We start from the raw sequence: 21,760 nt of genomic DNA on the forward strand, positions 1-21,760 counted from the left end.
GATTCGATGGCATCCACGATCGTCGGTGTCGACATCGGGAGGACGACCGTGCGCGCCGCGGAGGTGCGCATCTCGGCGAAGGGCCGGTCGACGCTGCTCCGCTACGGCGAGGTGCCGCTGCCGGAGGGCTCCGCCAGTCGTGGCGAGGTGATCGAACCGAACACCTTCGCCGGAACCATGAAAGCGCTCTGGAAGCAGAACGGCTTCAGCAGCAGGAACGTCGTGCTCGGGATGGGCAACCAGCGCGTCCTCGCCCGCGATCTGACCGTTCCGCGCATGTCGTTGCGCCGAATCCGGGAGACGCTTCCCTTCACCGTGCAGGACATGCTCCCCGTGCCGGCGTCGGAAGCGCTCCTCGATTTCTATCCCATCTCCGAGACGGTCACCGAATCGGGCCCCGTAGTGAACGGACTGCTGATCGCCGCGATCAAGGACGCCGTGCTCGCCAACGTGAAGGCGGTGAGGCTGGCCGGGCTCAACACGCTGAACGTCGATCTGAACCCCTTCGCCCTCAGCCGGGTCATGATCGGCCGGCAGCGGGCCGCGGGGACGAGAGCACTGATCGAGATCGGTGCGGACACGACGTGCGTGCTCATCGCGACGGACGGGGTTCCGCAGTTCGTCCGCATCATCCCGACCGGGGGAGCGGACCTGACACGCGCACTCCGCACGGAGCTCGACCTCGACGAGGCTGCAGCGGAGAGGGTCAAGGTCGGGCTGGGTCTCGCGTCCTCCGTCTCGAGTGTCGAGGAGCAACGCGCGGTGGAGGTCATCTACCGCGTGACCAGCGATCTGCTCACGAGCCTTCGCAACACCATCACCTACTACGTGAACACCCGCCAGCCGGCCTCTGTCGACGGCATCATCCTGACCGGCGGCGGTGCGTCGCTTCAGGGGCTGCAGGAGGCGCTGTCGGAGATGACGCGGCTCCCGGTCGCAATGGGCGACCCGCTCGGCTCCGTGGGTCTCGCTCGGCGCTTGGACGTCGATGCTCTGCGACAGCACCGATCGGTGCCCGGCGTGGCACTCGGTCTGGCTTTGGGGAGCGCCGCATGAGCGCCAAGGGAGAACTGCTCGTGGTCGGCGGCGAGCCGCGCGTCGACCTCCTACCCGACGAGATCAGGGCTCTGCGCCGAGGAGCGGCGACGCGCCGTGCCCTAGCGCTGGGCGTCGTGGGCGTTCTTCTGCTGACCGTCGCCGGGGTCGTGGGCTCCGGCCTGCTGGCGGCCTCGGCGAGCGGTCAGCTGCGCACCGCGCAGAACGCCACGACGGATCTCCTGGCCCAACAGGGAAAGTACGTCGAGGTCCGCAAAGTGCAGGACGACATCACGACCGTCGAGGCGGCGCAGAAGGTGGGCGCCTCGAGCGAGATCGACTGGCGCGACTACCTCGTCAAGGTCCAGCAGACCCTTCCGCCCACGGTGACCTTGCAGACCATCACGATCGACTCCGCCTCGCCCCTGGTCACGTACGTGCAAGCGACCGCGCCGTTGCAGGGCGCCCGAGTGGCGACGCTCACGATCTCCGCGCGCAGCCCCCAGCTTCCGCAGGTGCCGTCCTGGCTGGACGCCCTGAAGTCGCTACCCGGCTTCGTGGACGCGGTCCCCGGCTCGGTCACACTCGACGAGCAGTCCGCCGAGTACACGGTGAACATCACGATGCACATCGACCAGCGCGCGTACTCCGAGCGCTTCGGCGGCCAGGAGAAGAAATGAAGAACTCCAACAGACTGTGGATCATCGGCTCCGTGTTGATCACGGTGGTCGTCCTCGTCCTCGGATGGATCGTCGGCGTCCAGCCGCAACTGGCGGCGGCCGCCACCGCGACGGTCCAGCGGATCGACGTCGAGCAGACGAACGCCCGATACGAGGCCGTCCTCGCCAAGCTCAAGTCGGAGCACGACCGACTCCCCGAGCTGACGGCCCGGTTGGCCGCGCTGGCGGCATCCGTTCCGAGCGGCACGGAGTCGTCCACGTTCGTCACGGAGCTGAACGGGGTTGCGGCGGGCACCGGGGTCACGATCCGCTCGTTGACGTTCTCGGATGCGGTGTCGTACAAACCGCCGGTCGCGCCGGCCGAGCCCACGCCCACCGCGTCCGGTTCGACCGCGACCCCCGCTCCGACACCGTCGCCGTCGGCCAGTCCGGCGGCCCCCGCACCGGTGACCAGTCCTCTCATCACCTCGACGAACTTCTTCGCGACTCCTGTTCAGGTCGGAGTCCGTGGCTCGTTGAGTCAGGTGCTGGACTTCCTGGCTGGTGCGCAGAAGGGGGAGCGGCTCTTCCTGGTGACGGCTCTCTCGTCGTCGCCGTCGACGGACGAAGGCGTCCCAGAAGGGACGGTGGACGCGACGATCGGCGGATACATTTATGCCGTCACTCCGGCCGGGGCAACAGCTCAGGGCGGGACCGGAACCACGTCGGGATCGACGGCGGAGGCGTCGAAGTGATCGCGGAGGACGACTGAGCCGATCCGGTACGCCTCCCTGGACTCCACGCGTGCCGTTGCTACAGTGGGCGACGACGGGCCCGCCGGGCCGATAGAGGAGCCAACGATGACCGACACGCCGGAGTCTGCGCCCAAGCGCGCGAGCTACGAGCCCGCGCCGGCCGACGAGCAGGCCGCCCCTGCCACCGCCCCGGCGGAATCCGCCGCCGCGGAGCCGGCCACCGACACCGGAGCACAGGTCGTCGAGCCGCCGTCGAACCCGGTGTCGGCGCGCGGACACATCAACCGTCCCGCCGGGGACGACGAGCAGGATGCCGCCGTCCCGGCCGCCACCGAGCCGCAGCGTCCCGCCGCGATCGCCGAGCCGGAGCCCGTCGTGACGAGCGACGACGACGTGGCCGCGGCCGTCGCGCGCTCGAGCACCGAGCCGGGCGCGACCGCCGCCGGCGACGCCACGGTCGACACCGCGTCCCCCGTCGAGTCGGCGACCCCGGTGATCGTCGCCGCCGAAGCCGCGACCGTCCGCCAGGCCGAGACGACCGGGGCCCCCACGACCGGGGCCCCCACGACCGCGTACGGCACCCCGCCCGCGGACGGGACAGCCGCTCCCGCCCCGCAGCCGGTCGCCCCGATCTACCTGCAGCGCCCCGAGCCGCCGAAGAAGAAGAGCAACCGCGGGATCGGCATCCTCATCGCGCTCGTCGGCACGGTCGCGTTCGCCGTGCTGTGGGCCGGCGCCGTGCTTATCGTCGGATCCCTGTTGACGCCGAGCAACGAGTTCGGCCCGGCGCTCGTCCAGTTCTTCACCGGCGGTCCCGCGTTCGGGCTCCGTGGGTGGGCACCCGTCGTGGCGTTCTTCATCGGGATGGTCGTCCTCATCCAGATCCTGAACCGTGCGCGCTGGTGGGCCTACATCCTCGGCGGGCTTTTCGTCGCGGTGTTCGTGTACTTCGTCTACATCGGCGCCGGGCTGATCGACGCGCAGTACTGGCAGCGCAACCCGGACGAGTTCGCGATCCTCATCCGCAGTGCGTGGGTCAACCCGTTCGCCGTGCTCGCCGGCGTCATCGCGCGCGAGATGTCGATCTGGACGGGCGCCTGGCTCGCCGCGCGCGGCCGCAAGCTGAAGGCGCGCAACGCGGAGGCGCAGGCCGACTACGAGCAGCAGGTCGCCGACGCGCAGAACCAGGCCGTCGCCGCCTACGCGCAGCAGGGGTACTGACCGGGGAGGACGCTCAGCCGACCATGCGTGACGAGCGCGTCTACGCGACCGTGGTCGCCTTCTTCGCGACGGGGCTCTACCTCGCCCTGGTCGTCGCCGTGTTCGGGCTGGTCTCCCTCGCGACCGACAGCGATGTCGTCGCCGACCCCCAGGTCGGGCCGATCGTCGGGCCGGTCATGGTGATCGCGTCGGCGGTCATGCTGCTGGTGTTCCTCATCGTGCTGGGCACCCGCGTTCCCGCCGAGCGGCAGCGGATCTCGCCCGGGGTCGCGTTCGGCGTCGGCGTCGCCTGCTACGCGGTCTTCATCGCGGCGGGCGGGGTCGCGGGTGCGGCCGGCGATCCGAACGATCCATTCCATTACTTCCTGTTCGCGTTCGCGCAGCTGGTGCGCTGGCCGGCCATCACGATCGCGATCCTGGCGTTCGCGGTGACGCTGCTCTATCAGCTGGTGCTCGTCGGACGGTTCCGGCAGCGTGGGCGTCCGCGCTGGCCGTGGGAGGGCGACGAAGAGCAGTAGCCGCCAGCAGTAGCCGCCAGCAGTAGCCGCCGAGGCCGATCAGACGCGGACGCGCGCCGGCAGCGACGCATCCACCAGCGGCACCTGCACCCGCGTGAAGCCGCCCTTCTGGATGAACACGCCGCGACCGGGAGGGAACTCCGACCGGCCCATCCGCGGCAGCGGCGTCTTGAGCAGGATGTCGCCCTCGACCGAGTCCGGCTGCAGCAGCAGGCCGCGCCGGCCGTTCTTCACCTCGCCGAGCAGCGGCCACGACGTGCCCCACGCGCTCGACTCCGCCTCGGCGACGAGCAGGTGGTCGCTCCGGCGGACGGCGCGGATCAGCTCAACGAGGGGCGAGTCGGCGGGGGTCTGCAGGAAGTCGCCGATGCTCTCCACGAACACCGCGATCCGGCCTTCGGTGTCCGGGTCGGCGATGGCGACGGTGAGGTCCTTCGCCAGCTCGGCCGCGTCCGCAGGGGTGAGGGCGCGGTCCGTCCACAGCGACGATGCGGACAGCGGGGAGCGGGCGCTTCCCACGTAGTACAGGCGCGTCTCGGCGTCGAAGCGTGCCACCGCATCCGCCACTGCCGCCAGCGCTGTCGTGCGACCGCTGGCCGGGGGGCCGGCGACGAGCAGCGTGCCGGACGGCTCGAAGCCGAGCGGGCCGAGGTCGATGTCGCCGATGCCGAGCACGGGCAGTCCGCCGATGCTGTCCGGCAGCGAGGCAGGGTCCAGCTCCTTCGGCATGGAGCCGACCGCGGGTGCCGTGGGGATGCCGGCGCGCTCCATCGCTTCGGCGAGCCGCCGCACGGCCTCCGACTGGTCCGCGACGGCGCGCGAGCCGCCCAGCACGGCGATCTGGGTCTCGTAGCCGTCGACGATCGCGCGACCCGGGGGAGAGGCGGGCGACAGGATGTCGCTGGGCACGTCGAGCATGCCGTAGCCGTCGTCCGCGAGCCTCAGGACGACGCGGCGCTGGACCAGCGATCCGATCGAGGTCGGGACGGCGCCGGCACGATCGCCGGTCAGCGCGACGTGCATCCCGAGGCGCCGGCCGTCGGCCAGCAGGTCCCGGAACACGTCGTACCACTGCGACCGCCCGGCCGGGATCTCGAAGTCCTCCCGGAAGCTGGGGAAGCCGTCGACGAGCAGCAGGATGCGCGGCTCCTCCTGCCGCCCGGTCAGCGACCGGTACTCGGTGATGTTGGACGCGTTCGCCTCGGCGAAGCGCGGGCCGCGGTCCTCGAGCGTCTGCTTCAGCATCCGGAACAGCCGGATGATGCGCTCCGGGTCGTCGCCGGGGATGATCGAGCCGACGTGCGGCAGCTTCTCCAGCATCCGCAGGCTCCCGGCGCCGAAGTCGAGGCCGTAGACGTGCACGGGCCCGCCGCGCGGAGTGATCGCGGCGGCGGAGGCGAGCGTGCGCAGCACCGTCGACTTGCCGGAGCCGCCGGTGCCGTAGACGGCGAGGTTGCCGTCGACGTCGGGCTGGAAGTAGACGGGACGCTGCTCCTGGCGGTCCGGGATGTCGGACACGCCGAGCAGCAGCTCGGCGTCGGTGCGCTGCCGCAGCAGCCCCAGGTCGTACGCGGCGGCGAGCTCGTCGAGCCACGGGCGCCGGGGAGCAGGGATGTGCGCGGCGGACTGCGCGCGGACGATCGCGGCGACCATCCGCTGCTGGTCGGTCGGGCCGAGGTCGCGATCCGGCTCCTCCGCGGGCCGCTCCTCCTCCCAGCGCACTTCGCCGCCGAAGCGGAGCTCGGCGACCTCGACGCCCGCGCGCTCGGGTTCGCGGGTAGTCCAGCCGCCCGCGTACGCCGACTGGAACCGCACCAGGCGGCCGGGTCCGGTCTTCGCCATGCCGCGGCCGGGGATGGACGGATCGAAGTGGGCGGCATCGGCGACGCCGACCACGTCCTGGCTGTCGGACTCGTCGGCCATCCGCAGCGCGATGCGCAGGTTGGTGTTGGCGCGCAGGTTGTCCTTGATGACACCGGCCGGGCGCTGGGTCGCCATGATGAGGTGGATGCCGAGCGAGCGTCCGCGCTGGGCGATGTCGACGACGCCGTCGACGAACTCCGGCACCTCGCCGACGAGCGCGGCGAACTCGTCGATGACGAGGACGAGCGCGGGCGGGCTGTCCGGGTCGCCGCGCTTCTCCAGCTCCAGCAGGTCCTTCGCCTTCTTCCGGTTGAGCAGGTGCTCCCGGTAGTGCAGCTCGGCGCGGAGGCTGGTGAGCGCGCGGCGCACCAGGTGCGGGCTGAGGTCGGTGACCAGGCCGACGCAGTGCGGGAGGCTGACGCAGTCGGCGAAGGCGGACCCGCCCTTGTAGTCGACGAACAGGAACGTGACGCGGTCGGGGCTGTATTCGGCGGCCATCCCGAGCACCCACGCCTGCAGGAACTCGCTCTTGCCGGCTCCGGTGGTGCCGCCGACCAGGGCGTGCGGCCCCTGCGTGCGCAGGTCGAGGTGCATGGCGTCGACGCCGGCGGAGCCGACCGTCGCGCGCAGAGTCCCCGGGCGCCGCCGCGCGGGCTTCGCCCCGGCCGTGCGGTCATGGATGGAGGCGTTCTGCCGCCAGCGGTCCACCACGGCACTCGACGACTCGGCCAGCTCGTGTCCGAGCAGCGTCACCAGCGACACGGAGCGCGGGAGGTCGCTGGCGTCGGCGACGAGGGCTCCGGCGTCGATGACGGGGGCCATCCGCTTGGCGTAGTCGAGCGCGGTCGCGGCGCTGACCGGCTCGGTGACGACGTCCTCCACGGTCTCGCCGATGCGGACGAACCCGGCACGCGCGCGGTGCGGCTGGTCGGTGTGCTGCAGGAAGGTGCGGCAGACGGCCGGGAGCCGGTCGACGTCGTCCGAGATCCAGACAGGGAAGACGCCGGCGTCGGCGGCCGCCTCCGCGAGCTGCACGAGGCGGGCGCGGTCGACGGCGACGTCGTCGGAGATGACGACCACGACGGCCGGGACGGGGGACGGCGTGCCGTTGCCGGTCTGCGAGCGTCCCACCTCGGCGCCGCGCTCCAGGGCGGCGCTCTCCTGCTCCATGGCGCCGCGCCGCTGCGGGCCGGCCTTCGCGGACGCGAGGCGCTCCTCCACGAGACCTTCGAGCGCGCTGAGCACCCCGGCGGCGGACGAGGCGCTGTCGGCCAGGTGGCCGCCGGCCAGCGGGCTGTGCGGGGAGGAGGTGTGCGGCATCCACTTGAGCCAGCCGAGTTCGCGCGACCAGCGCGGGGAGACGAGCGCGGCGACGGCCAGCTCGGACGGCGAGTGCAGCGCGGTGAGCTGCACCAGCACCGAGTTGACCGATCCGGCGATCAGGTCGGTGGGTCCGGCGATGCCGAGCGCGCCGGACTCGTAGAGGTTGTCGAGCACGGGGACGTCGTCCACCGTCGCGTTGCCGGCGATCACCGCGTCGAGGCGATCCTGGAACTCGACGATGAGCTCGCCGCGGTCGACCGCCTGCACGGTGTTGCGCGAGCGCATGGTCCCCCGGCCCAGCTGCAGGTTGAGGAACGACCAGTGCTCCGGGCGCCGGGTCCAGAGCAGCGGGCCGCGGCGGACCGCCTCGGCCAGGGCGTCCGCGGTGGTCGGCGTCTCGGCCTGCCGCAGCTCGACTTCCGTCCGGCGCTCCTGCTCCAGCTTGGTGGAGAGCGCCTCCAGCCGCTGCTCGAACAGCGCGATCTGCTTCTTGAGCTTGCGCTTGCCGCGGGTGCGGCCGCTGATGTAGTTGCCGACCAGCATCACCGGAGACAGCAGCACGAAGAGCAGGCTGGTCGGGTTCTTCGTGAGGAAGAACATCGCGCCGCCGAGCAGCAGCGGGGTGATCATGGCGAGCAGCGGGAAGGGCGGGTCGTCCTTCTCGCCGGGAACCTCGGGGGCCTGGAAGACCTGGCCGGAGTAGCGGCGCTCGACCCGCGGCGACCGATTGAAGAACACCGGGCCCGCGGTGGGAGGCGCGGCGGGCAGCTCCGACCCCGCCTTCACCTCCAGTTCCACCTCGGTGTCGCCGAGCAGCAGCGTCTCCGCGCGCCGGACGGTGAACCGGGTCACCAGCCCGCCGTCGACGACGACGCCGTTCGCCGAACCCAGATCGACGACCTCCACCCCGTCGCCGGCCTCGAAGCGCACGTGGCGCTTCGACACGAGGGGATCCTGCAGCACGATGTCGCACGACTCGTCGCGCCCCAGCACGGTGCTGCCTGCGCGCAGCGGGAACTCCGCGCCCTCCTGCGGGCCGCTGAGTACCCGCAGTGTCGCGACCACCGGCACGTCGCCGAGCTCGGGGGAGACGTAGTGGAGGCCGGCGTCGGCCAGCGCGACGGTCGCACCGCTCCCGATCCACGCCTCGCCGACCGGGGCGTCCGGCGGGAGGACGAGCGGGTCGGCCTGCCCGGGGAGCTGCGCGCGCAGCGTCAGCGCGCCGGGGGCGGCGACCGGACCGGTCCTCCGCGGGTCGATCCGCGCGACGGTCGAGGCGACCTCGGCGATGCTGGCGGCGGCGTCCGCGGTGACGACGATGTCATCGCTGGTCCCGGACGGGCGGGCGAGAGTCAGTTTCAGTCGCACTTCAGCACCATACCCACCTCCTCGCCTTCACGTGGATGGGGACCGCTCCCCATCGCTTCCCCGCTGGTCCACCGGTACGTTGCTGAAGGCAGGATGACCGGAGGACTCCGGCGGTCGCCACCGGAAGGGGAGGAACAGTGTCCGATCTCGTACTCAAGCTGGACGAGCTGGTGCAGCTGCGCGACGACCTCGATGCCGTCGTGCGCGAGTTCCAGAACGCCGACGATTTCAGCGACTCCGTCGCCGAGGCGACCGGGCACGACGACCTGCACAGCCATGTCCGCGACTTCGCCCACAAGTGGAACGAGAAGCGCAAGGAGATGACCGAGAACGTGAAGAACGTGCAGCAGGTCATCGCCGCTGTGGCGGACAACTTCGTGAAGGTGGACGGCGACCTCGCCAAGGCGCTGGACGAGAAGAAGGGTGCGGACCACAAGTGAGCGACACGGAGTTCCAGCCGCTGACCGGCGACCCCGATGTGCTGGAGGCGAAGGCCCGGCACTACCAGGCGATCGGTGAGGCGATCCAGCGCTCCGTGAAGGAGCTCAACAAGATCCACGACCTCGACGGGTACAAATCGCAGGCCGTGTCCAAGCTGCAGGAGATGTCGAAGGACACCGCCGAAGACATCAACAAGGCCAAGGACCGCTACTCCAAGACGGCCAACGCGCTGATCACGTACGCGGCCGAGCTGCGCGAGGCGAAGGACGACGCCGACAAGGCCATCGCCCTGATCGAGCAGAAGCAGAACGCGGCGGATGCCGCGCACAAGGCGGCGACGACCGCGCACACCGACGCGCAGAAGGCGAAGCCGGAGGATGCGGCGACGGCGGGGAAGTCGGCCGACAAGGCCGACGACGCGGCCCGCGACGCGAACGCCGCGCTGCAGGCCGCCCACCAGGCCTGGTACGACGCCCGCGACAAGAAGAACCGCGCGGCCGAGAAGGCGGTCGACGCGATCGTCGACGTCGTCGACCACCACAACAACGGCCTGAAGAACCCGGGCTTCTGGGACAAGGTCATGGATGTGATCGAGACCATCGGCGACATCGCCGGGGTGCTGGCGATCTTCCTCTCCTGGGTGCCCATCCTCGGTCAGGTGCTCGTCGTGATCGCGCTGGTCGCATCCATCATCAAGCTCGTCGACGCGGTCGTGAAGTTCGCGAACGGCGAGGGCACCTTCCTCGACATCATCGGGGCCGCCGTCGGCGTCGCGCTCAGCCTGTTCGGCGGCCGCATCTTCGCGTTCCTCGGCAAGGCCGCGCGCATCAAGGCGCTGGCCCGTGCTCCCCGTCTGGTGGGCGGTGTCCGCACCAGCCCGAACGCCATGCTCAAGATGCAGATCGGCAAGCGCCTGATGAAGTCGGCGACCAAGAAGCTGTTCGAGAAGCCGCTCAACGACGTCAACCCGGTCAAGATCTGGCAGGCCGCCGGCGAGTCGGCGGCCGGCCAGCGCGCCGCCTACAAGGCGCTGGTGACCGACGGCGCCGACAAGGCGAAGGCGATGCGGACCCTCCTCGGCATCGACCAGAACGTCGTGCGCGCCGTCTCGCACGACGTCGGCGCCCGCGAGGTCAACCCGCTCACCGTCGTCGCCGCGTACCACCAGGGCTCCGCGCTGATCAACAAGGGCATCGAGCTGGTGAACGCGCCGGGCAAGGTGGACGAGATCGCCAACAAGTTCGACGGAGGCAACCACACCGACCTGCCGAAGATCCCCAGCATCGACTTGCAGAAGTTCGCGCTCGGCCAGGCGGACAAGTATGTTCCGACGTACAAGAGCCACAACGGCTGAGGAGGCTGACCCGGTATGACGCTGCGCCCGCGCGACATCGTCGACTTCACGTTCGAGGCCCCGGAGGGCTGGTACGACGTCGAGCTGCTGAGCGAGGACCCGCGAGGGGACTGGCCGGAGCGGTTCGCCGCATCGCTCGACGCGGGGGAGCAGGCCGCGGGGCTCACCGCCCAGCTGCGCGCACTGCAGCAGGTGCTGCACGCGGAGGACCCGAGCGGTGCGACGAGGGCCCGCGTGTTCATCCCGATCCCGTCGGCGGGCGTGCTCAACGCGTACCAGACGTTCGAGCTGCTGCAGCTCGAGGTCGACGACACCCCGGAGAGCTACCTCGCCGCGACCGATGCGGACGCCGCGGTGCGCGAGCCGGGCTACGAGACCCTCGGCTACCGCTCCTGGCGGACGGCGCACGCGGTCGGCGAGCTCGTCGGCTTCACGCACCTCACCGCGCTCGCCGACGACGACGCGGGAGACGCGCTTCTGGAGCAGCGGGTGGTGTTCGCGATCTTCCCCGTCGGGTCCGCGCAGGCGTTCCACACGGTGTTCCGCTCGGGATTCATCGGCGGGTTCGACGACATGGTCACCGACACGCAGGCCATCGCCGACTCGCTGCGCGTCACCCTGGGGGAGTTCGCATGACCGACGCACGCCTGACCTCGCTCGATGAGGAGCTGACCATCGTCTTCCCCGGCACGTGGGTGATGATCCCGCTGCACGACGAGGAGGCGGCCGCCCGGCGCATCGCGCGTCTGGTGACCGAGCGGGTCGGCCGCGCCGACCGGCTGGCGCGGGTGCGACGCACCGCGAAGACCGAGCTGGAGCACCTGGTCGCGCTGGCCGACGAGAGCTCGGCCTTCGCGCTGGCGCTCTCGATGGAGATCCTGCCCGGCGTGCCGTTCCCCGCCTCCATCGTGCTGTCGCGCGAGGAGTGGCCGACCGCGCCGGGACCGGATGACGTCACCGCCACGCACCTGCAGCGCTGCTTCCCCGACGACGACGCGCTCGAGTTCTCCATCGGGCCGGTGCGGCGTCGCTCGCAGGTCCGCCAGACCACGTACGACGAGCAGTCGGCCCCCGAGCTGGTCGCCGACTACCGATTCGCCGTCCCGGACGGCTCGCGTCTCATCCATGCGCGCATCAATGCCCCGATGGCGACCGCTCCGGAGCTCTACCTGGAGCTGTTCGACGCGATGATCGACTCGATCAGCTTCCGCGCTCCGCTCGGGCAGCCGGCTTCCGGCCGCTGACGTTCCTTCCGCCGACCCGTCGGCGGTATTCGCGGACGATCAGGACGACGGTCGTCACCACGAGCGCCGCCGTCACGACGACCCAGACCACGGCCGCGACCGGGCCGACCGGCCAGAACAGCCAGCCGGCGACGAGGAACGACGCGAGCGCGTAGGGGATGCCGGCGACCAGGACCGCGCGGCCCGGCCGCCAGCCGAGGAACATGATCTCGGTCCAGAGCGTCGTCCAGGGCGTCAGCCGGACGGGCAACAGCGACAGCGCCGTCTTCCCGACCGTCACCGGCCCGATGACGTTGCGCGACCATCCCGTGCTCGACAGGCGCTCGCCCGCATACGACGGTCGCAGGCTGCGGACGACGTACGTCCACGACAGCACGGCGAGCGAGACGGAGCCGAGCGGCAGGGCGACGAACGCGTACCCGAGCAGCGGCACGAGCACCACGAGGGCGAACACCAGGAAGAGCACGGTGATCACGGTGTCGCCGCCGGTGACGAACTCGCGCGAGCTGAAGTCCGGGTTCGTGCTCCAGAGCCCGAAGGGCAGAGCGGCCGGGAGGGCGAGGGTGACGGCCCCGAGCACCGTCCAGACGAGCGCGACGAGCAGATACCCGAACGGGCGCAGAGCCCGCTCGACCTGCGACGGCGGGGTGGAGGAGCGGTCCTGCCGTGACCCGGTGCTGCGCGCAGCGGCGGAGTTCGGGTTCGGCTTCATCGGACTGTACGACGGCATGGCTGCCACGCTATCCCGCTGGCCCGGCGTGGGTGAACCCCGGCACATGGGGAGTGCTCCCCATTCCGTCCACTCCGCAGGCCTGGTTAGGTGGACGTAGCTGGTCGGCCCCGGGGGTACGGCCTCTTTCGAACCGAAGGGATAAGGACCGTCATGGCCAACATGAACGTCACGTACGGCGAGATGACCGATGCCGCCAACCGCCTGATCGCGGGCAAGGACGACATCACCGCGAAGCTCCACGAGCTGCAGAACCTGGTGAACGGGCTCGTGAACGGGGGCTTCGTCACTGACCAGGCGTCCGGCGCCTTCCACACCTCGTACGAGCAGTTCACCAAGGGCACCACCGAGGCGGTGAACGGACTCGACGGGATGTCGCAGTTCCTCACCAAGGCGGCCGACGCCCTGCAGAACGTCGACAGCGAGCTCGCCAAGGGCATCGGCGGCTGAGCCGGACCCACACGACAGCGGAGCGCGGGTACCCCGAACGGGTGCCCGCGCTCTTCTGCGTCCCGCCCCTAAGCTGACTGTCGGCCGATCGGTATCCGGCCGGTCTGGGGGAGTCCACGTGAGCACCGAGTCCGAAGCCGCGCCCGCGAAGCGCATCGTCCGCGTCCGCTGGTTCTGGTGGGTCCTCGCCGCCGCCGCGGTGCTGTGCACGGCCGCCGGCGCCGTCTTCTCCGTCACCACGGTCGCGGCGGCGCAGAGCATGCCGCGCACGGTGGTCGCGGGCTACCTCGACGCCCTCGTCCACGGCCACGCCCGCGAGGCGATGAAGCTGGGCGCGATCACGCCGCGCTCCGGCGACATCCTGCTGACCCAGGCGGCGTACGCCACGGCGACCGACCGCATCACCTCGTTCGCGCTCGGCGCGCCGGTCACCCGCCACGGTGTGACGACGGTGGATGCGACGGTCGAGGAGGGCGATCGCCCCTACCACCGCTCCTTCCGGGTCGTCCGCGCGGGCGGTCTGCCGTTCCTGCCGCTGTGGAAGCTCGCGCCGGTCACGCCGGACACCGTCGAGGTCGAGACCGCGGGGCCCAGCGGCCTGAGCTTCACCATCGCAGGCCTCACGCCGTCGAGCCATGACGCTGTCGCGAAGCTGCGCGCGCTCCCCGGCAGCTACCCGGTGAAGGTCAGCTCGTCGAGTGCCGACTACTCCGCGAAGAGCGGCGTCGCCATCTCGCACCCGGCCGGCAGCGTCGTCACTCCGACGGTGTTCGCCGCCGAACTCTCGGACACGGGCTACGCGGACGCGAAGAAGGCCGTCGAGGACTGGCTGGACGCGTGCCTCGCCACCCAGGACGCCGCTCCGGCGAACTGCCCGTTCCTGGTGAAGGAGGAGACGGCGAACGGCGTCCGGCTGAGCGATCTGCGGTGGTCGCTGGTGACGCGTCCCGGGGTCGACATGTACGGCGACTGGTACGACGGAGGGTGGGATGTGCGCGGCTCCGGCGGCTCGGTCACGGCGACCGCGAAGGTGACCAGGCTCGCCGACGGCGCCACCGGGCAGGTCACGACCGGCGACATCCCGTTCGCGTACTCGGGCACGGTCACTTTCACCGGCGACGGCGCGGTCTTCACGCCCGCGCGCGGTGACGGCTCGCAGGGCTGACCGTGGGGAGGTCGACACGGACGGCGCTGTGGGTGGGCGTCACGGCCGTGGTGCTCGCCACGCTGGCGGGCGCGGCGATGTCGGTCGCCACGATCGGCATGGCGCAGGAGCTGCCGCGCACCCTGGTCGCGCGCTATCTGACGGCGTTGGAGCACGGAAAGGCGGAGCAGGCGATGCGCATCGCCGGGATCCACCGCTCGGCCGGTGACATCCTGCTGACCGACAAGGTCTATGCCGCGGCGACGCATCGCATCACCTCGTTCACCGTCGGTCGCCCGGTGACCCGGTCGGGGCGCACGACCGTCGAGGCCGTCCTCACGCAGGGCGACCAGGAGCAGCGCCGTACCTTCGCGTTCGAGCGCACGGGCGGGCTGCCGGGCGTCCCGCTCTGGCGCATGGCGAAGGTGGCACCGGACACGGTCTCGTTCGAGGTGCAGGCGCCGGACGGGATGACCTACTCCATCGCCGGGATCCGGCCGGCGAAGCAGGCGCTGCGCACGATCGTCACGCTGCGTGCGCTCCCCGGCAGCTACCCCATGAGCTTCACGTCGCCCAACGCCGCCTACCGGATCTGGGATGCGGATGTCGCCTCCCGCCCCTCCGGCCGGCCGCAGACCACCCGCTTCCCGGCCCAGCTGTCATCCGACGGCGACACCGCGGCCCGCGCCGCGGTCGACGCGTGGCTCGACGCGTGCGTGGCGACGACCGTCGCCGACCCGGCCGGCTGCCCCTTCGTCGTCGACGACACGACCGACGACGGGTACACCGTGAGCGGCGTCCACTGGACTCTTGACGACAGGCCCTTGGTGGCGGTCGACTCCTCCTGGGCGCACGGCGGATGGATGGTGTCGAGCGACAGGGGGAGCATCGAAGCCTCCGCAACGGTGACGAGCCCCTCCGACGGTTCGACCGGTCAGGCCTCGACGGATCCGTTCGAGTTCGAGTACTTCGGGTTCGTGACGTTCGGCCCCGGCGGCGCCGTCTTCACGCCGCAGCTCTCCGACGGCTCGACCCAGGGCTGAGCCCTGGGGGCGTCCGGATTCGCCGTGCGCGGACAGGGGCCGCCCGCACCCGCGCTCATTTGACCGACCGCTCCACGGCGGATAGTATTTATCGGGTGTGCGCTCTGTCGCGCGCTTGCTTCGTGCCCGGTTTCCGGGCGAGGAGCGAGCGGGTTGGCACGTACTCATCCGATGGGCAGGGAGACCGCACGGAACCCCCGCCCCCACGGCATATCGGCCGGCCCTGCCGTCCGATTCCCCCAAGTGCCGTTCCACCCGACGACAGCCTCCATCGTTCACGATGGCGGGCGCGAAGCCGGTGGGTGGCTCATGGGGAAGAAGCAACAACTGTCACCGTGCAGTCCATATAAGGAGAAGTTCAGTGCCAACCATTCAGCAGTTGGTCCGCAAGGGACGGACGCCGAAGGTCACCAAGACCAAGGCCCCCGCCCTGAAGGCCAACCCGCAGCAGCGCGGCGTGTGCACGCGTGTGTACACCACCACCCCCAAGAAGCCGAACTCGGCGCTCCGCAAGGTCGCCCGTGTGAAGCTGTCGAACGGGACCGAGGTCACCGCTTACATCCCCGGTGAGGGCCACAACCTGCAGGAGCACTCGATGGTGCTCGTCCGCGGCGGTCGTGTGAAGGACCTCCCCGGCGTCCGCTACAAGATCGTTCGTGGCGCCCTGGACACCCAGGCCGTGAAGAACCGCAAGCAGGCTCGCAGCCGCTACGGCGCGAAGATGGAGAAGAAGTAATGCCTCGCAAGGGTCCCGCTCCTAAGCGCCCCGTCGTCGCCGACCCGGTCTACGGCTCGCCGGTCGTCAGCCAGCTCGTCAACAAGATCCTCCTCGACGGCAAGAAGGGCCTCGCCGAGCGCATCGTCTACGACGCGCTCGAGGGCGTCGCCACCAAGTCCGGCCAGGACGCGGTCACCACGCTGAAGAAGGCTCTCGACAACATCCGTCCGACCCTCGAGGTCCGCTCCCGCCGTGTCGGTGGCTCGACCTACCAGGTGCCGGTCGAGGTCAAGCCGCACCGCGCGAACACGCTCGCGCTCCGCTGGCTCACCAGCTACGCCAAGGGTCGTCGTGAGAAGACGATGACCGAGCGTCTCACCAACGAGATCCTCGACGCGTCCAACGGCCTCGGCGCCGCTGTGAAGCGTCGCGAGGACACGCACAAGATGGCCGAGTCGAACAAGGCCTTCGCCCACTACCGCTGGTAAGCACCGCACCGCCGGTAATAAATCTGGCCGTCCGGGCGTTATACCTCATAGTGCCGCGCCCGGACGGCACCCCTCACTTTCAACAATTCGGAGGAACCCTGTGGCACAGGACGTGCTCACCGACCTGAACAAGGTCCGCAACATCGGCATCATGGCCCACATCGATGCCGGCAAGACCACCACGACCGAGCGCATCCTGTTCTACACGGGCGTCAACCACAAGATCGGCGAGACGCACGACGGCGCCTCGACCACCGACTGGATGGAGCAGGAGAAGGAGCGCGGCATCACCATCACGTCCGCGGCCGTCACCTGTTTCTGGAACAAGAACCAGATCAACATCATCGACACGCCCGGTCACGTGGACTTCACCGTCGAGGTGGAGCGTTCGCTCCGCGTCCTCGACGGCGCCGTCGCCGTGTTCGACGCGAAGGAGGGCGTTGAGCCCCAGTCGGAGACCGTGTGGCGCCAGGCCGACAAGTACGTCGTCCCGCGCATCTGCTTCGTCAACAAGATGGACAAGCTCGGCGCCGACTTCTACTTCACGGTCGACACCATCATCTCCCGCCTCGGCGCCAAGCCGCTGGTGATGCAGCTCCCGATCGGCTCGGAGTCCGACTTCGTCGGCGTCGTCGACCTGATCGAGATGCGCGCGCTGGTCTGGCCCGGCGACGCCAAGGGTGATGTCACCATGGGCGCCAAGTACGAGGTCCAGGAGATCCCCGCCGACCTGCAGGCCAAGGCCGAGGAGTACCGCGCGAAGCTGATCGAGACCGTCGCCGAGAGCGACGACGTGCTGCTCGAGAAGTTCTTCGGCGGCGAGGAGATCACCGTTCCGGAGATCAAGGCGGCCATCCGCAAGCTCACCGTGAACAACGAGATCTACCCGGTCCTCTGCGGTTCCGCGTTCAAGAACCGCGGTGTGCAGCCGATGCTCGACGCCGTGATCGACTACCTCCCGTCGCCGCTCGACGTGCCCGCCATCGAGGCGCACAACCCGCGCGACGAGGAGCAGGTCATCCTGCGCCACGCCGACGCCACCGAGCCGTTCTCCGCGCTGGCCTTCAAGGTCGCCGTGCACCCGTTCTTCGGTCGTCTCACCTACGTCCGCGTCTACTCGGGCCGCATCGACTCCGGCGCCCAGGTCATCAACTCGACCAAGGGCAAGAAGGAGCGCATCGGCAAGATCTTCCAGATGCACGCCAACAAGGAGAACCCGGTCGACTTCGTCACCGCCGGCAACATCTACGCGGTGATCGGCCTCAAGGACACCACCACCGGTGACACCCTGAGCGACCCGGACAACCAGGTCGTGCTCGAGTCGATGACCTTCCCGGAGCCGGTGATCGAGGTCGCCATCGAGCCGAAGACCAAGGCCGACCAGGAGAAGCTGGGCACCGCGATCCAGAAGCTGGCCGAAGAGGACCCGACGTTCCGCACCGAGCAGAACCAGGAGACCGGCCAGACCGTCATCAAGGGCATGGGCGAGCTCCACCTCGACATCCTCGTGGACCGCATGAAGCGCGAGTTCAACGTCGAGGCGAACGTCGGAAAGCCGCAGGTGGCCTACCGCGAGACCATCCGCCGCACGGTGGAGAAGTACGACTACACCCACAAGAAGCAGACCGGTGGTTCCGGTCAGTTCGCAAAGGTGCAGATCAGCCTGGAGCCCATGGAGGTCACCCCGGAGACCTCGTACGAGTTCGTGAACGCCGTCACCGGTGGTCGCGTCCCGCGCGAGTACATCCCCTCGGTGGATGCGGGCATCCAGGACGCGATGCAGGTCGGCGTCCTCGCCGGCTTCCCGACGGTGGGCGTCAAGGCGACGCTCCTCGACGGTGCAGCGCACGACGTCGACTCCTCGGAGATGGCGTTCAAGATCGCCGGCTCGATGGCCTACAAGGAGGCCGCTCGGAAGGCGAACCCGGTGCTCCTCGAGCCGCTCATGGCGGTCGAGGTCCGTACGCCGGAGGAGTACATGGGCGACGTCATCGGCGACCTGAACTCCCGCCGTGGGCAGATCCAGTCGATGGAAGATGCCAGCGGCGTCAAGGTGGTGCGTGCCAACGTCCCGCTGTCGGAGATGTTCGGCTACATCGGTGACCTGCGGTCGAAGACCTCGGGCCGCGCGGTGTACTCGATGCAGTTCGACAGCTACGCGGAGGTCCCGAAGGCTGTGGCCGACGAGATCGTCCAGAAGAGCAAGGGCGAGTGACCTCGGGTCTCAAGCCTTCGGCAACATCCCGTAACATAAGAAACCAATCCCGTAGAGCTTCCGGTCGAAATCCATCGACCGGCGCCTCTACACGAGAGTCCTGAGGAGGACCCACAGTGGCTAAGGCCAAGTTCGAGCGGACTAAGCCGCACGTCAACATCGGAACCATCGGTCACGTCGACCACGGCAAGACGACGCTCACCGCGGCGATCTCCAAGGTGCTTGCTGACAAGTACCCGTCGGCGACCAACGTTCAGCGCGACTTCGCGTCGATCGACTCGGCTCCGGAAGAGCGTCAGCGTGGTATCACGATCAACATCTCGCACGTCGAGTACGAGACGCCGAAGCGCCACTACGCGCACGTTGACGCCCCGGGTCACGCCGACTACATCAAGAACATGATCACCGGTGCTGCTCAGATGGACGGCGCGATCCTCGTGGTCGCCGCCACCGACGGCCCGATGGCTCAGACCCGTGAGCACGTTCTGCTCGCCAAGCAGGTCGGCGTGCCGTACCTGCTCGTCGCGCTGAACAAGTCCGACATGGTGGACGACGAGGAGATCCTGGAGCTCGTCGAGCTCGAGGTTCGCGAGCTGCTCTCCAGCCAGGACTTCGATGGCGACAACGCCCCCGTCGTGCGCGTCTCGGGCCTCAAGGCTCTCGAGGGCGACGAGAAGTGGGTCCAGTCGGTCCTCGACCTCATGGACGCCGTCGACAACTCCATCCCCGACCCGGTGCGTGACAAGGACAAGCCGTTCCTCATGCCGATCGAGGACGTCTTCACCATCACCGGTCGTGGAACGGTCGTCACGGGCCGCGCCGAGCGTGGCACGCTGGCCATCAACTCCGAGGTCGAGATCGTCGGCATCCGCCCGACGCAGAAGACCACGGTCACCGGTATCGAGATGTTCCACAAGCAGCTCGACGAGGCCTGGGCCGGCGAGAACTGTGGTCTGCTCCTCCGTGGCACCAAGCGCGAGGACGTGGAGCGCGGTCAGGTCGTCGCGAAGCCGGGTTCTGTGACCCCTCACACCAACTTCGAGGGCACCGCCTACATCCTCTCGAAGGACGAGGGTGGCCGTCACAACCCCTTCTACACGAACTACCGTCCGCAGTTCTACTTCCGTACCACCGACGTCACCGGCGTCATCTCGCTGCCCGAGGGCACCGAGATGGTCATGCCCGGCGACACCACCGACATGTCGGTCGAGCTGATCCAGCCGATCGCCATGGAGGAGGGCCTCGGCTTCGCCATCCGTGAGGGTGGCCGCACCGTGGGTGCCGGTACGGTGACGAAGATCATCAAGTAAGTCCTTCGACTTCACTCGGAAGAGGGTCGGGCCTTCGGGCTCGGCCCTCTTTCGTGTTATTGCAAGCCTTGACGACGGTGAGGGGTCGGCAGATATGCTGACACACATCATCGGAGAGAAGGAATTGCGATGCAGAATGTCACGATCATCTGCGGGGTCATCGCAGCCATTTCGGTAGCCGCGACCACGACCCTGGCCGTGTCGCCGGCGGCGGCCGGCGGCGGGCTGGTGACCGATGCGACCGGTTCCTCCGCCGGTGAGCTCGCCGCCTCACTGGCGGGTCCTGGGATCGAGATCCTGGGGGCCACCATGCTCGGCGACCCTCAGGCGCTCGGCACCTTCTCGGGCATGTCGACGATGGGCATCGATGAAGGGGTAGCGCTGAGCACGGGACGCGTCGTCGGCCTTCCGGGCGTGCACACTGACGACCGGAGCGGCTATCTGGGCACTCCGGGCGATGACGACATCGAAGCGTCCATCGGTCTGAACACCTTCGACGCTGCCGTCCTCGAGTTCGACTTCACTCCACGTGCCGACTCCGTGTCGTTCACCTACGTGTTCGCGTCCGAGGAGTACCCCGATTGGATCGGGCTGGTCAACGACTCGTTCCGCTTCTTCATCAACGGCACGAACTGCGCGGTGATCGGCGATACGCCCGTGTCGGTGGTGTCGGTCAACCACAAGGTCAACACCGCGTTCTACATCGCGAACAACGCGACCACTCCGCGGGACGGCACGGCGTTCAACGGATTCACGACGCCGCTCACCTGCGAGGCAGCGGTGAACAAGGGGGAGGTCAATCATGCGAAGCTCGTCATCGCCGACGCGCGAGACCATAGCCTCGACTCCACGGTGCTCATCTCCGCCGGGAGCGTGCGATCGAACACTCCGCCGACCGCCGCCGACGTCGCACTGACCGTCGTGCAGGGCGAGTCCGGCGAGGTCGTCTATCCGGGCGCCGACGGCGATGGCGACCCGCTGACCTACACGGTGCTCGATCCGCCGGCGCACGGAACGCTCGTGTCCGGCCCCACCGGTGTCGTCTACACGGCCCCGGCGGATTTCTCGGGACTCGTCACGTACACCTACACCGTGTCGGACGGTGTCGACGTCTCCCCTCCCTACACCGTCACCGTGCTGGTCACGGCACCCGTGGCGCCAGAGACACCTGTGCTGTCGGCGCTCGACGCGCACCACTCCATTGTGCGGGGCGCCGCCGTCCCGATCACCCTGGCCGCGACCCCGCACGATCCCGCGGCGTCGACGACGTTCGAGATCGTGCAGCCGCCGGTCGCCGGCTTCCTCGTCGTTGAGGGTGGTTCCCACCTCTACCAGAGCGCCGCGGACTTCACGGGCACCGTCAGCTTCCGCTACACGGCCACGCGTTCGGGCGTCACGAGCGCTCCCGGTACCGTCACCATCGACATCGTCGATCCTCCGGCGGATGCGGGCGGTGCCGGGGTGGCCGACCGGAGCGACCGAGACCGGTCGGCGGAGGGGAAGACGGCGGCGGCCGCCGGGAGCACGGCGTTGGCGACAACCGGCACCGATGCCCGCTGGGCCGTGGCCGTGGGAGCGGCGACTCTGGCGCTGGGGGTCGTGCTCGGAATAGGCGGAGTCCTGCGACGGTCACGTCGGCTCGATGGCTGACGACGTGCTGCGGGTTGGCCGCCGGGGGTTTACCTCCCGGCGCACACGGCGCAGAATTGGTGCACCGTTTCAACCGGACGGTTCGTCGATGAGAGGAGTGCCTATGGATACCAACGGCCTCGCAAACCAGTCCACGCCGCTGACAGGATCTCGTGACGGAAGTTCGGGAGCCGCATAGCGGTCGTAAACCAATGAGTTGAGTGGCGGCGCGAGGCGCCACTCGAGCGGGGT

19 protein-coding genes are annotated in these 21,760 nt (G+C 69.4%); 17 read left to right on the top strand and 2 right to left on the bottom strand.

Annotated elements, in window-relative coordinates; genetic code table 11:
• Positions 1 to 6: 6 nt before the first annotated feature.
• The 5 genes from pilM (at position 7) to BLW09_RS03515 (ending at position 4,188) form a co-directional block, all read left to right on the top strand.
• A complete protein-coding gene (gene pilM, locus BLW09_RS03495) occupies positions 7 to 1,056 on the top strand; it encodes a type IV pilus assembly protein PilM (protein ID WP_089908517.1) in 1,050 nt (349 codons plus the stop codon).
• Positions 1,053 to 1,715: a hypothetical protein gene (locus tag BLW09_RS03500; protein ID WP_089908520.1), complete on the top strand. Its 663-nt coding sequence runs from the start codon at positions 1,053 to 1,055 to the stop codon at positions 1,713 to 1,715. Before pilM ends, BLW09_RS03500 begins: the two co-directional genes overlap by 4 nt.
• Positions 1,712 to 2,449, top strand: coding sequence for a hypothetical protein (locus tag BLW09_RS03505; protein WP_089908522.1), 738 nt, complete (start codon positions 1,712 to 1,714; stop codon positions 2,447 to 2,449). Before BLW09_RS03500 ends, BLW09_RS03505 begins: the two co-directional genes overlap by 4 nt.
• 105 nt (positions 2,450 to 2,554) lie before the next feature.
• Positions 2,555 to 3,670, top strand: a complete 1,116-nt coding sequence (locus BLW09_RS03510; protein ID WP_089908525.1) for a hypothetical protein — start codon at positions 2,555 to 2,557, stop codon at positions 3,668 to 3,670.
• A gap of 23 nt (positions 3,671 to 3,693) precedes the next feature.
• Positions 3,694 to 4,188 (top strand): DUF6121 family protein, encoded by a 495-nt coding sequence (locus tag BLW09_RS03515; RefSeq protein WP_089908527.1) that lies wholly within the window; start codon positions 3,694 to 3,696, stop codon positions 4,186 to 4,188.
• Between the two features lie 39 nt (positions 4,189 to 4,227).
• Here BLW09_RS03515 and BLW09_RS03520 read toward each other — a convergent pair whose 3' ends face one another.
• Positions 4,228 to 8,742, bottom strand: coding sequence for an FtsK/SpoIIIE domain-containing protein (locus BLW09_RS03520; protein WP_089908530.1), 4,515 nt, complete (start codon positions 8,740 to 8,742; stop codon positions 4,228 to 4,230).
• Between the two features lie 137 nt (positions 8,743 to 8,879).
• Here BLW09_RS03520 and BLW09_RS03525 point away from each other — a divergent pair, with 137 nt between their 5' ends.
• Genes BLW09_RS03525 through BLW09_RS03540 form a run of 4 tightly spaced genes read left to right on the top strand, consistent with a single transcriptional unit; the run spans position 8,880 to position 11,781 of the window.
• Positions 8,880 to 9,182 carry a hypothetical protein gene (locus BLW09_RS03525; protein ID WP_018191980.1) on the top strand — a complete coding sequence of 101 codons (303 nt, stop codon included), beginning with the start codon at positions 8,880 to 8,882 and terminating at the stop codon, positions 9,180 to 9,182.
• The gene (locus BLW09_RS03530; protein ID WP_089908533.1) at positions 9,179 to 10,537 is read left to right on the top strand and encodes a putative T7SS-secreted protein; all 1,359 of its coding nucleotides are present in this window, start codon (positions 9,179 to 9,181) and stop codon (positions 10,535 to 10,537) included. Before BLW09_RS03525 ends, BLW09_RS03530 begins: the two co-directional genes overlap by 4 nt.
• 15 nt (positions 10,538 to 10,552) lie before the next feature.
• Positions 10,553 to 11,173, top strand: coding sequence for a hypothetical protein (locus BLW09_RS03535; protein WP_089908538.1), 621 nt, complete (start codon positions 10,553 to 10,555; stop codon positions 11,171 to 11,173).
• Positions 11,170 to 11,781 carry a hypothetical protein gene (locus tag BLW09_RS03540; protein ID WP_089908543.1) on the top strand — a complete coding sequence of 204 codons (612 nt, stop codon included), beginning with the start codon at positions 11,170 to 11,172 and terminating at the stop codon, positions 11,779 to 11,781. Before BLW09_RS03535 ends, BLW09_RS03540 begins: the two co-directional genes overlap by 4 nt.
• On the opposite strand, the gene BLW09_RS03545 is transcribed toward BLW09_RS03540, so the two are convergent.
• The gene (locus tag BLW09_RS03545; RefSeq protein ID WP_089908546.1) at positions 11,738 to 12,511 is read right to left on the bottom strand and encodes a hypothetical protein; all 774 of its coding nucleotides are present in this window, start codon (positions 12,509 to 12,511) and stop codon (positions 11,738 to 11,740) included. The genes BLW09_RS03540 and BLW09_RS03545 overlap by 44 nt on opposite strands.
• A 153-nt stretch (positions 12,512 to 12,664) precedes the next feature.
• Here BLW09_RS03545 and BLW09_RS03550 point away from each other — a divergent pair, with 153 nt between their 5' ends.
• The 8 genes from BLW09_RS03550 (at position 12,665) to BLW09_RS03585 (ending at position 21,529) form a co-directional block, all read left to right on the top strand.
• Complete coding sequence (locus BLW09_RS03550) at positions 12,665 to 12,961, top strand: WXG100 family type VII secretion target (RefSeq protein WP_018191976.1); 297 nt, start codon at positions 12,665 to 12,667, stop codon at positions 12,959 to 12,961.
• Positions 12,962 to 13,079: 118 nt separating this feature from the next.
• The gene (locus BLW09_RS03555) at positions 13,080 to 14,126 is read left to right on the top strand and encodes a hypothetical protein (RefSeq protein ID WP_089908549.1); all 1,047 of its coding nucleotides are present in this window, start codon (positions 13,080 to 13,082) and stop codon (positions 14,124 to 14,126) included.
• Positions 14,127 to 14,158: 32 nt separating this feature from the next.
• Complete coding sequence (locus BLW09_RS03560) at positions 14,159 to 15,148, top strand: hypothetical protein (protein WP_231947040.1); 990 nt, start codon at positions 14,159 to 14,161, stop codon at positions 15,146 to 15,148.
• Between the two features lie 361 nt (positions 15,149 to 15,509).
• Positions 15,510 to 15,884 (top strand): 30S ribosomal protein S12, encoded by a 375-nt coding sequence (gene rpsL / locus BLW09_RS03565; RefSeq protein ID WP_011186743.1) that lies wholly within the window; start codon positions 15,510 to 15,512, stop codon positions 15,882 to 15,884.
• Positions 15,884 to 16,354, top strand: a complete 471-nt coding sequence (gene rpsG, locus BLW09_RS03570; RefSeq protein ID WP_089908555.1) for a 30S ribosomal protein S7 — start codon at positions 15,884 to 15,886, stop codon at positions 16,352 to 16,354. Before rpsL ends, rpsG begins: the two co-directional genes overlap by 1 nt.
• 100 nt (positions 16,355 to 16,454) lie before the next feature.
• Positions 16,455 to 18,569 (top strand): elongation factor G, encoded by a 2,115-nt coding sequence (gene fusA, locus BLW09_RS03575; RefSeq protein ID WP_018191972.1) that lies wholly within the window; start codon positions 16,455 to 16,457, stop codon positions 18,567 to 18,569.
• Positions 18,570 to 18,685: 116 nt separating this feature from the next.
• The gene (tuf, locus tag BLW09_RS03580) at positions 18,686 to 19,879 is read left to right on the top strand and encodes an elongation factor Tu (protein ID WP_018191971.1); all 1,194 of its coding nucleotides are present in this window, start codon (positions 18,686 to 18,688) and stop codon (positions 19,877 to 19,879) included.
• 129 nt (positions 19,880 to 20,008) lie between these two features.
• Positions 20,009 to 21,529 carry a choice-of-anchor L domain-containing protein gene (locus tag BLW09_RS03585; protein WP_089908558.1) on the top strand — a complete coding sequence of 507 codons (1,521 nt, stop codon included), beginning with the start codon at positions 20,009 to 20,011 and terminating at the stop codon, positions 21,527 to 21,529.
• Positions 21,530 to 21,760: the final 231 nt, after the last annotated feature.

The sequence above is a fragment of the Leifsonia sp. 21MFCrub1.1 genome (assembly GCF_900107895.1).
GTDB lineage: Bacteria > Actinomycetota > Actinomycetes > Actinomycetales > Microbacteriaceae > Leifsonia > Leifsonia soli.

Bases quoted from the DNA above. Each gene is read 5' to 3' on its own strand.
- pilM (WP_089908517.1), top strand. From the start codon at position 7: ATGGCATCCACGATCGTCGGTGTCGACATCGGGAGGACGACCGTGCGC.
- BLW09_RS03500 (WP_089908520.1), top strand. From the start codon at position 1,053: ATGAGCGCCAAGGGAGAACTGCTCGTGGTCGGCGGCGAGCCGCGCGTC.
- BLW09_RS03505 (WP_089908522.1), top strand. From the start codon at position 1,712: ATGAAGAACTCCAACAGACTGTGGATCATCGGCTCCGTGTTGATCACG.
- BLW09_RS03510 (WP_089908525.1), top strand. From the start codon at position 2,555: ATGACCGACACGCCGGAGTCTGCGCCCAAGCGCGCGAGCTACGAGCCC.
- BLW09_RS03515 (WP_089908527.1), top strand. From the start codon at position 3,694: ATGCGTGACGAGCGCGTCTACGCGACCGTGGTCGCCTTCTTCGCGACG.
- BLW09_RS03535 (WP_089908538.1), top strand. From the start codon at position 10,553: ATGACGCTGCGCCCGCGCGACATCGTCGACTTCACGTTCGAGGCCCCG.
- BLW09_RS03540 (WP_089908543.1), top strand. From the start codon at position 11,170: ATGACCGACGCACGCCTGACCTCGCTCGATGAGGAGCTGACCATCGTC.
- BLW09_RS03545 (WP_089908546.1), bottom strand. From the start codon at position 12,511: ATGCCGTCGTACAGTCCGATGAAGCCGAACCCGAACTCCGCCGCTGCG.
- BLW09_RS03550 (WP_018191976.1), top strand. From the start codon at position 12,665: ATGGCCAACATGAACGTCACGTACGGCGAGATGACCGATGCCGCCAAC.
- rpsG (WP_089908555.1), top strand. From the start codon at position 15,884: ATGCCTCGCAAGGGTCCCGCTCCTAAGCGCCCCGTCGTCGCCGACCCG.
- BLW09_RS03585 (WP_089908558.1), top strand. From the start codon at position 20,009: ATGCAGAATGTCACGATCATCTGCGGGGTCATCGCAGCCATTTCGGTA.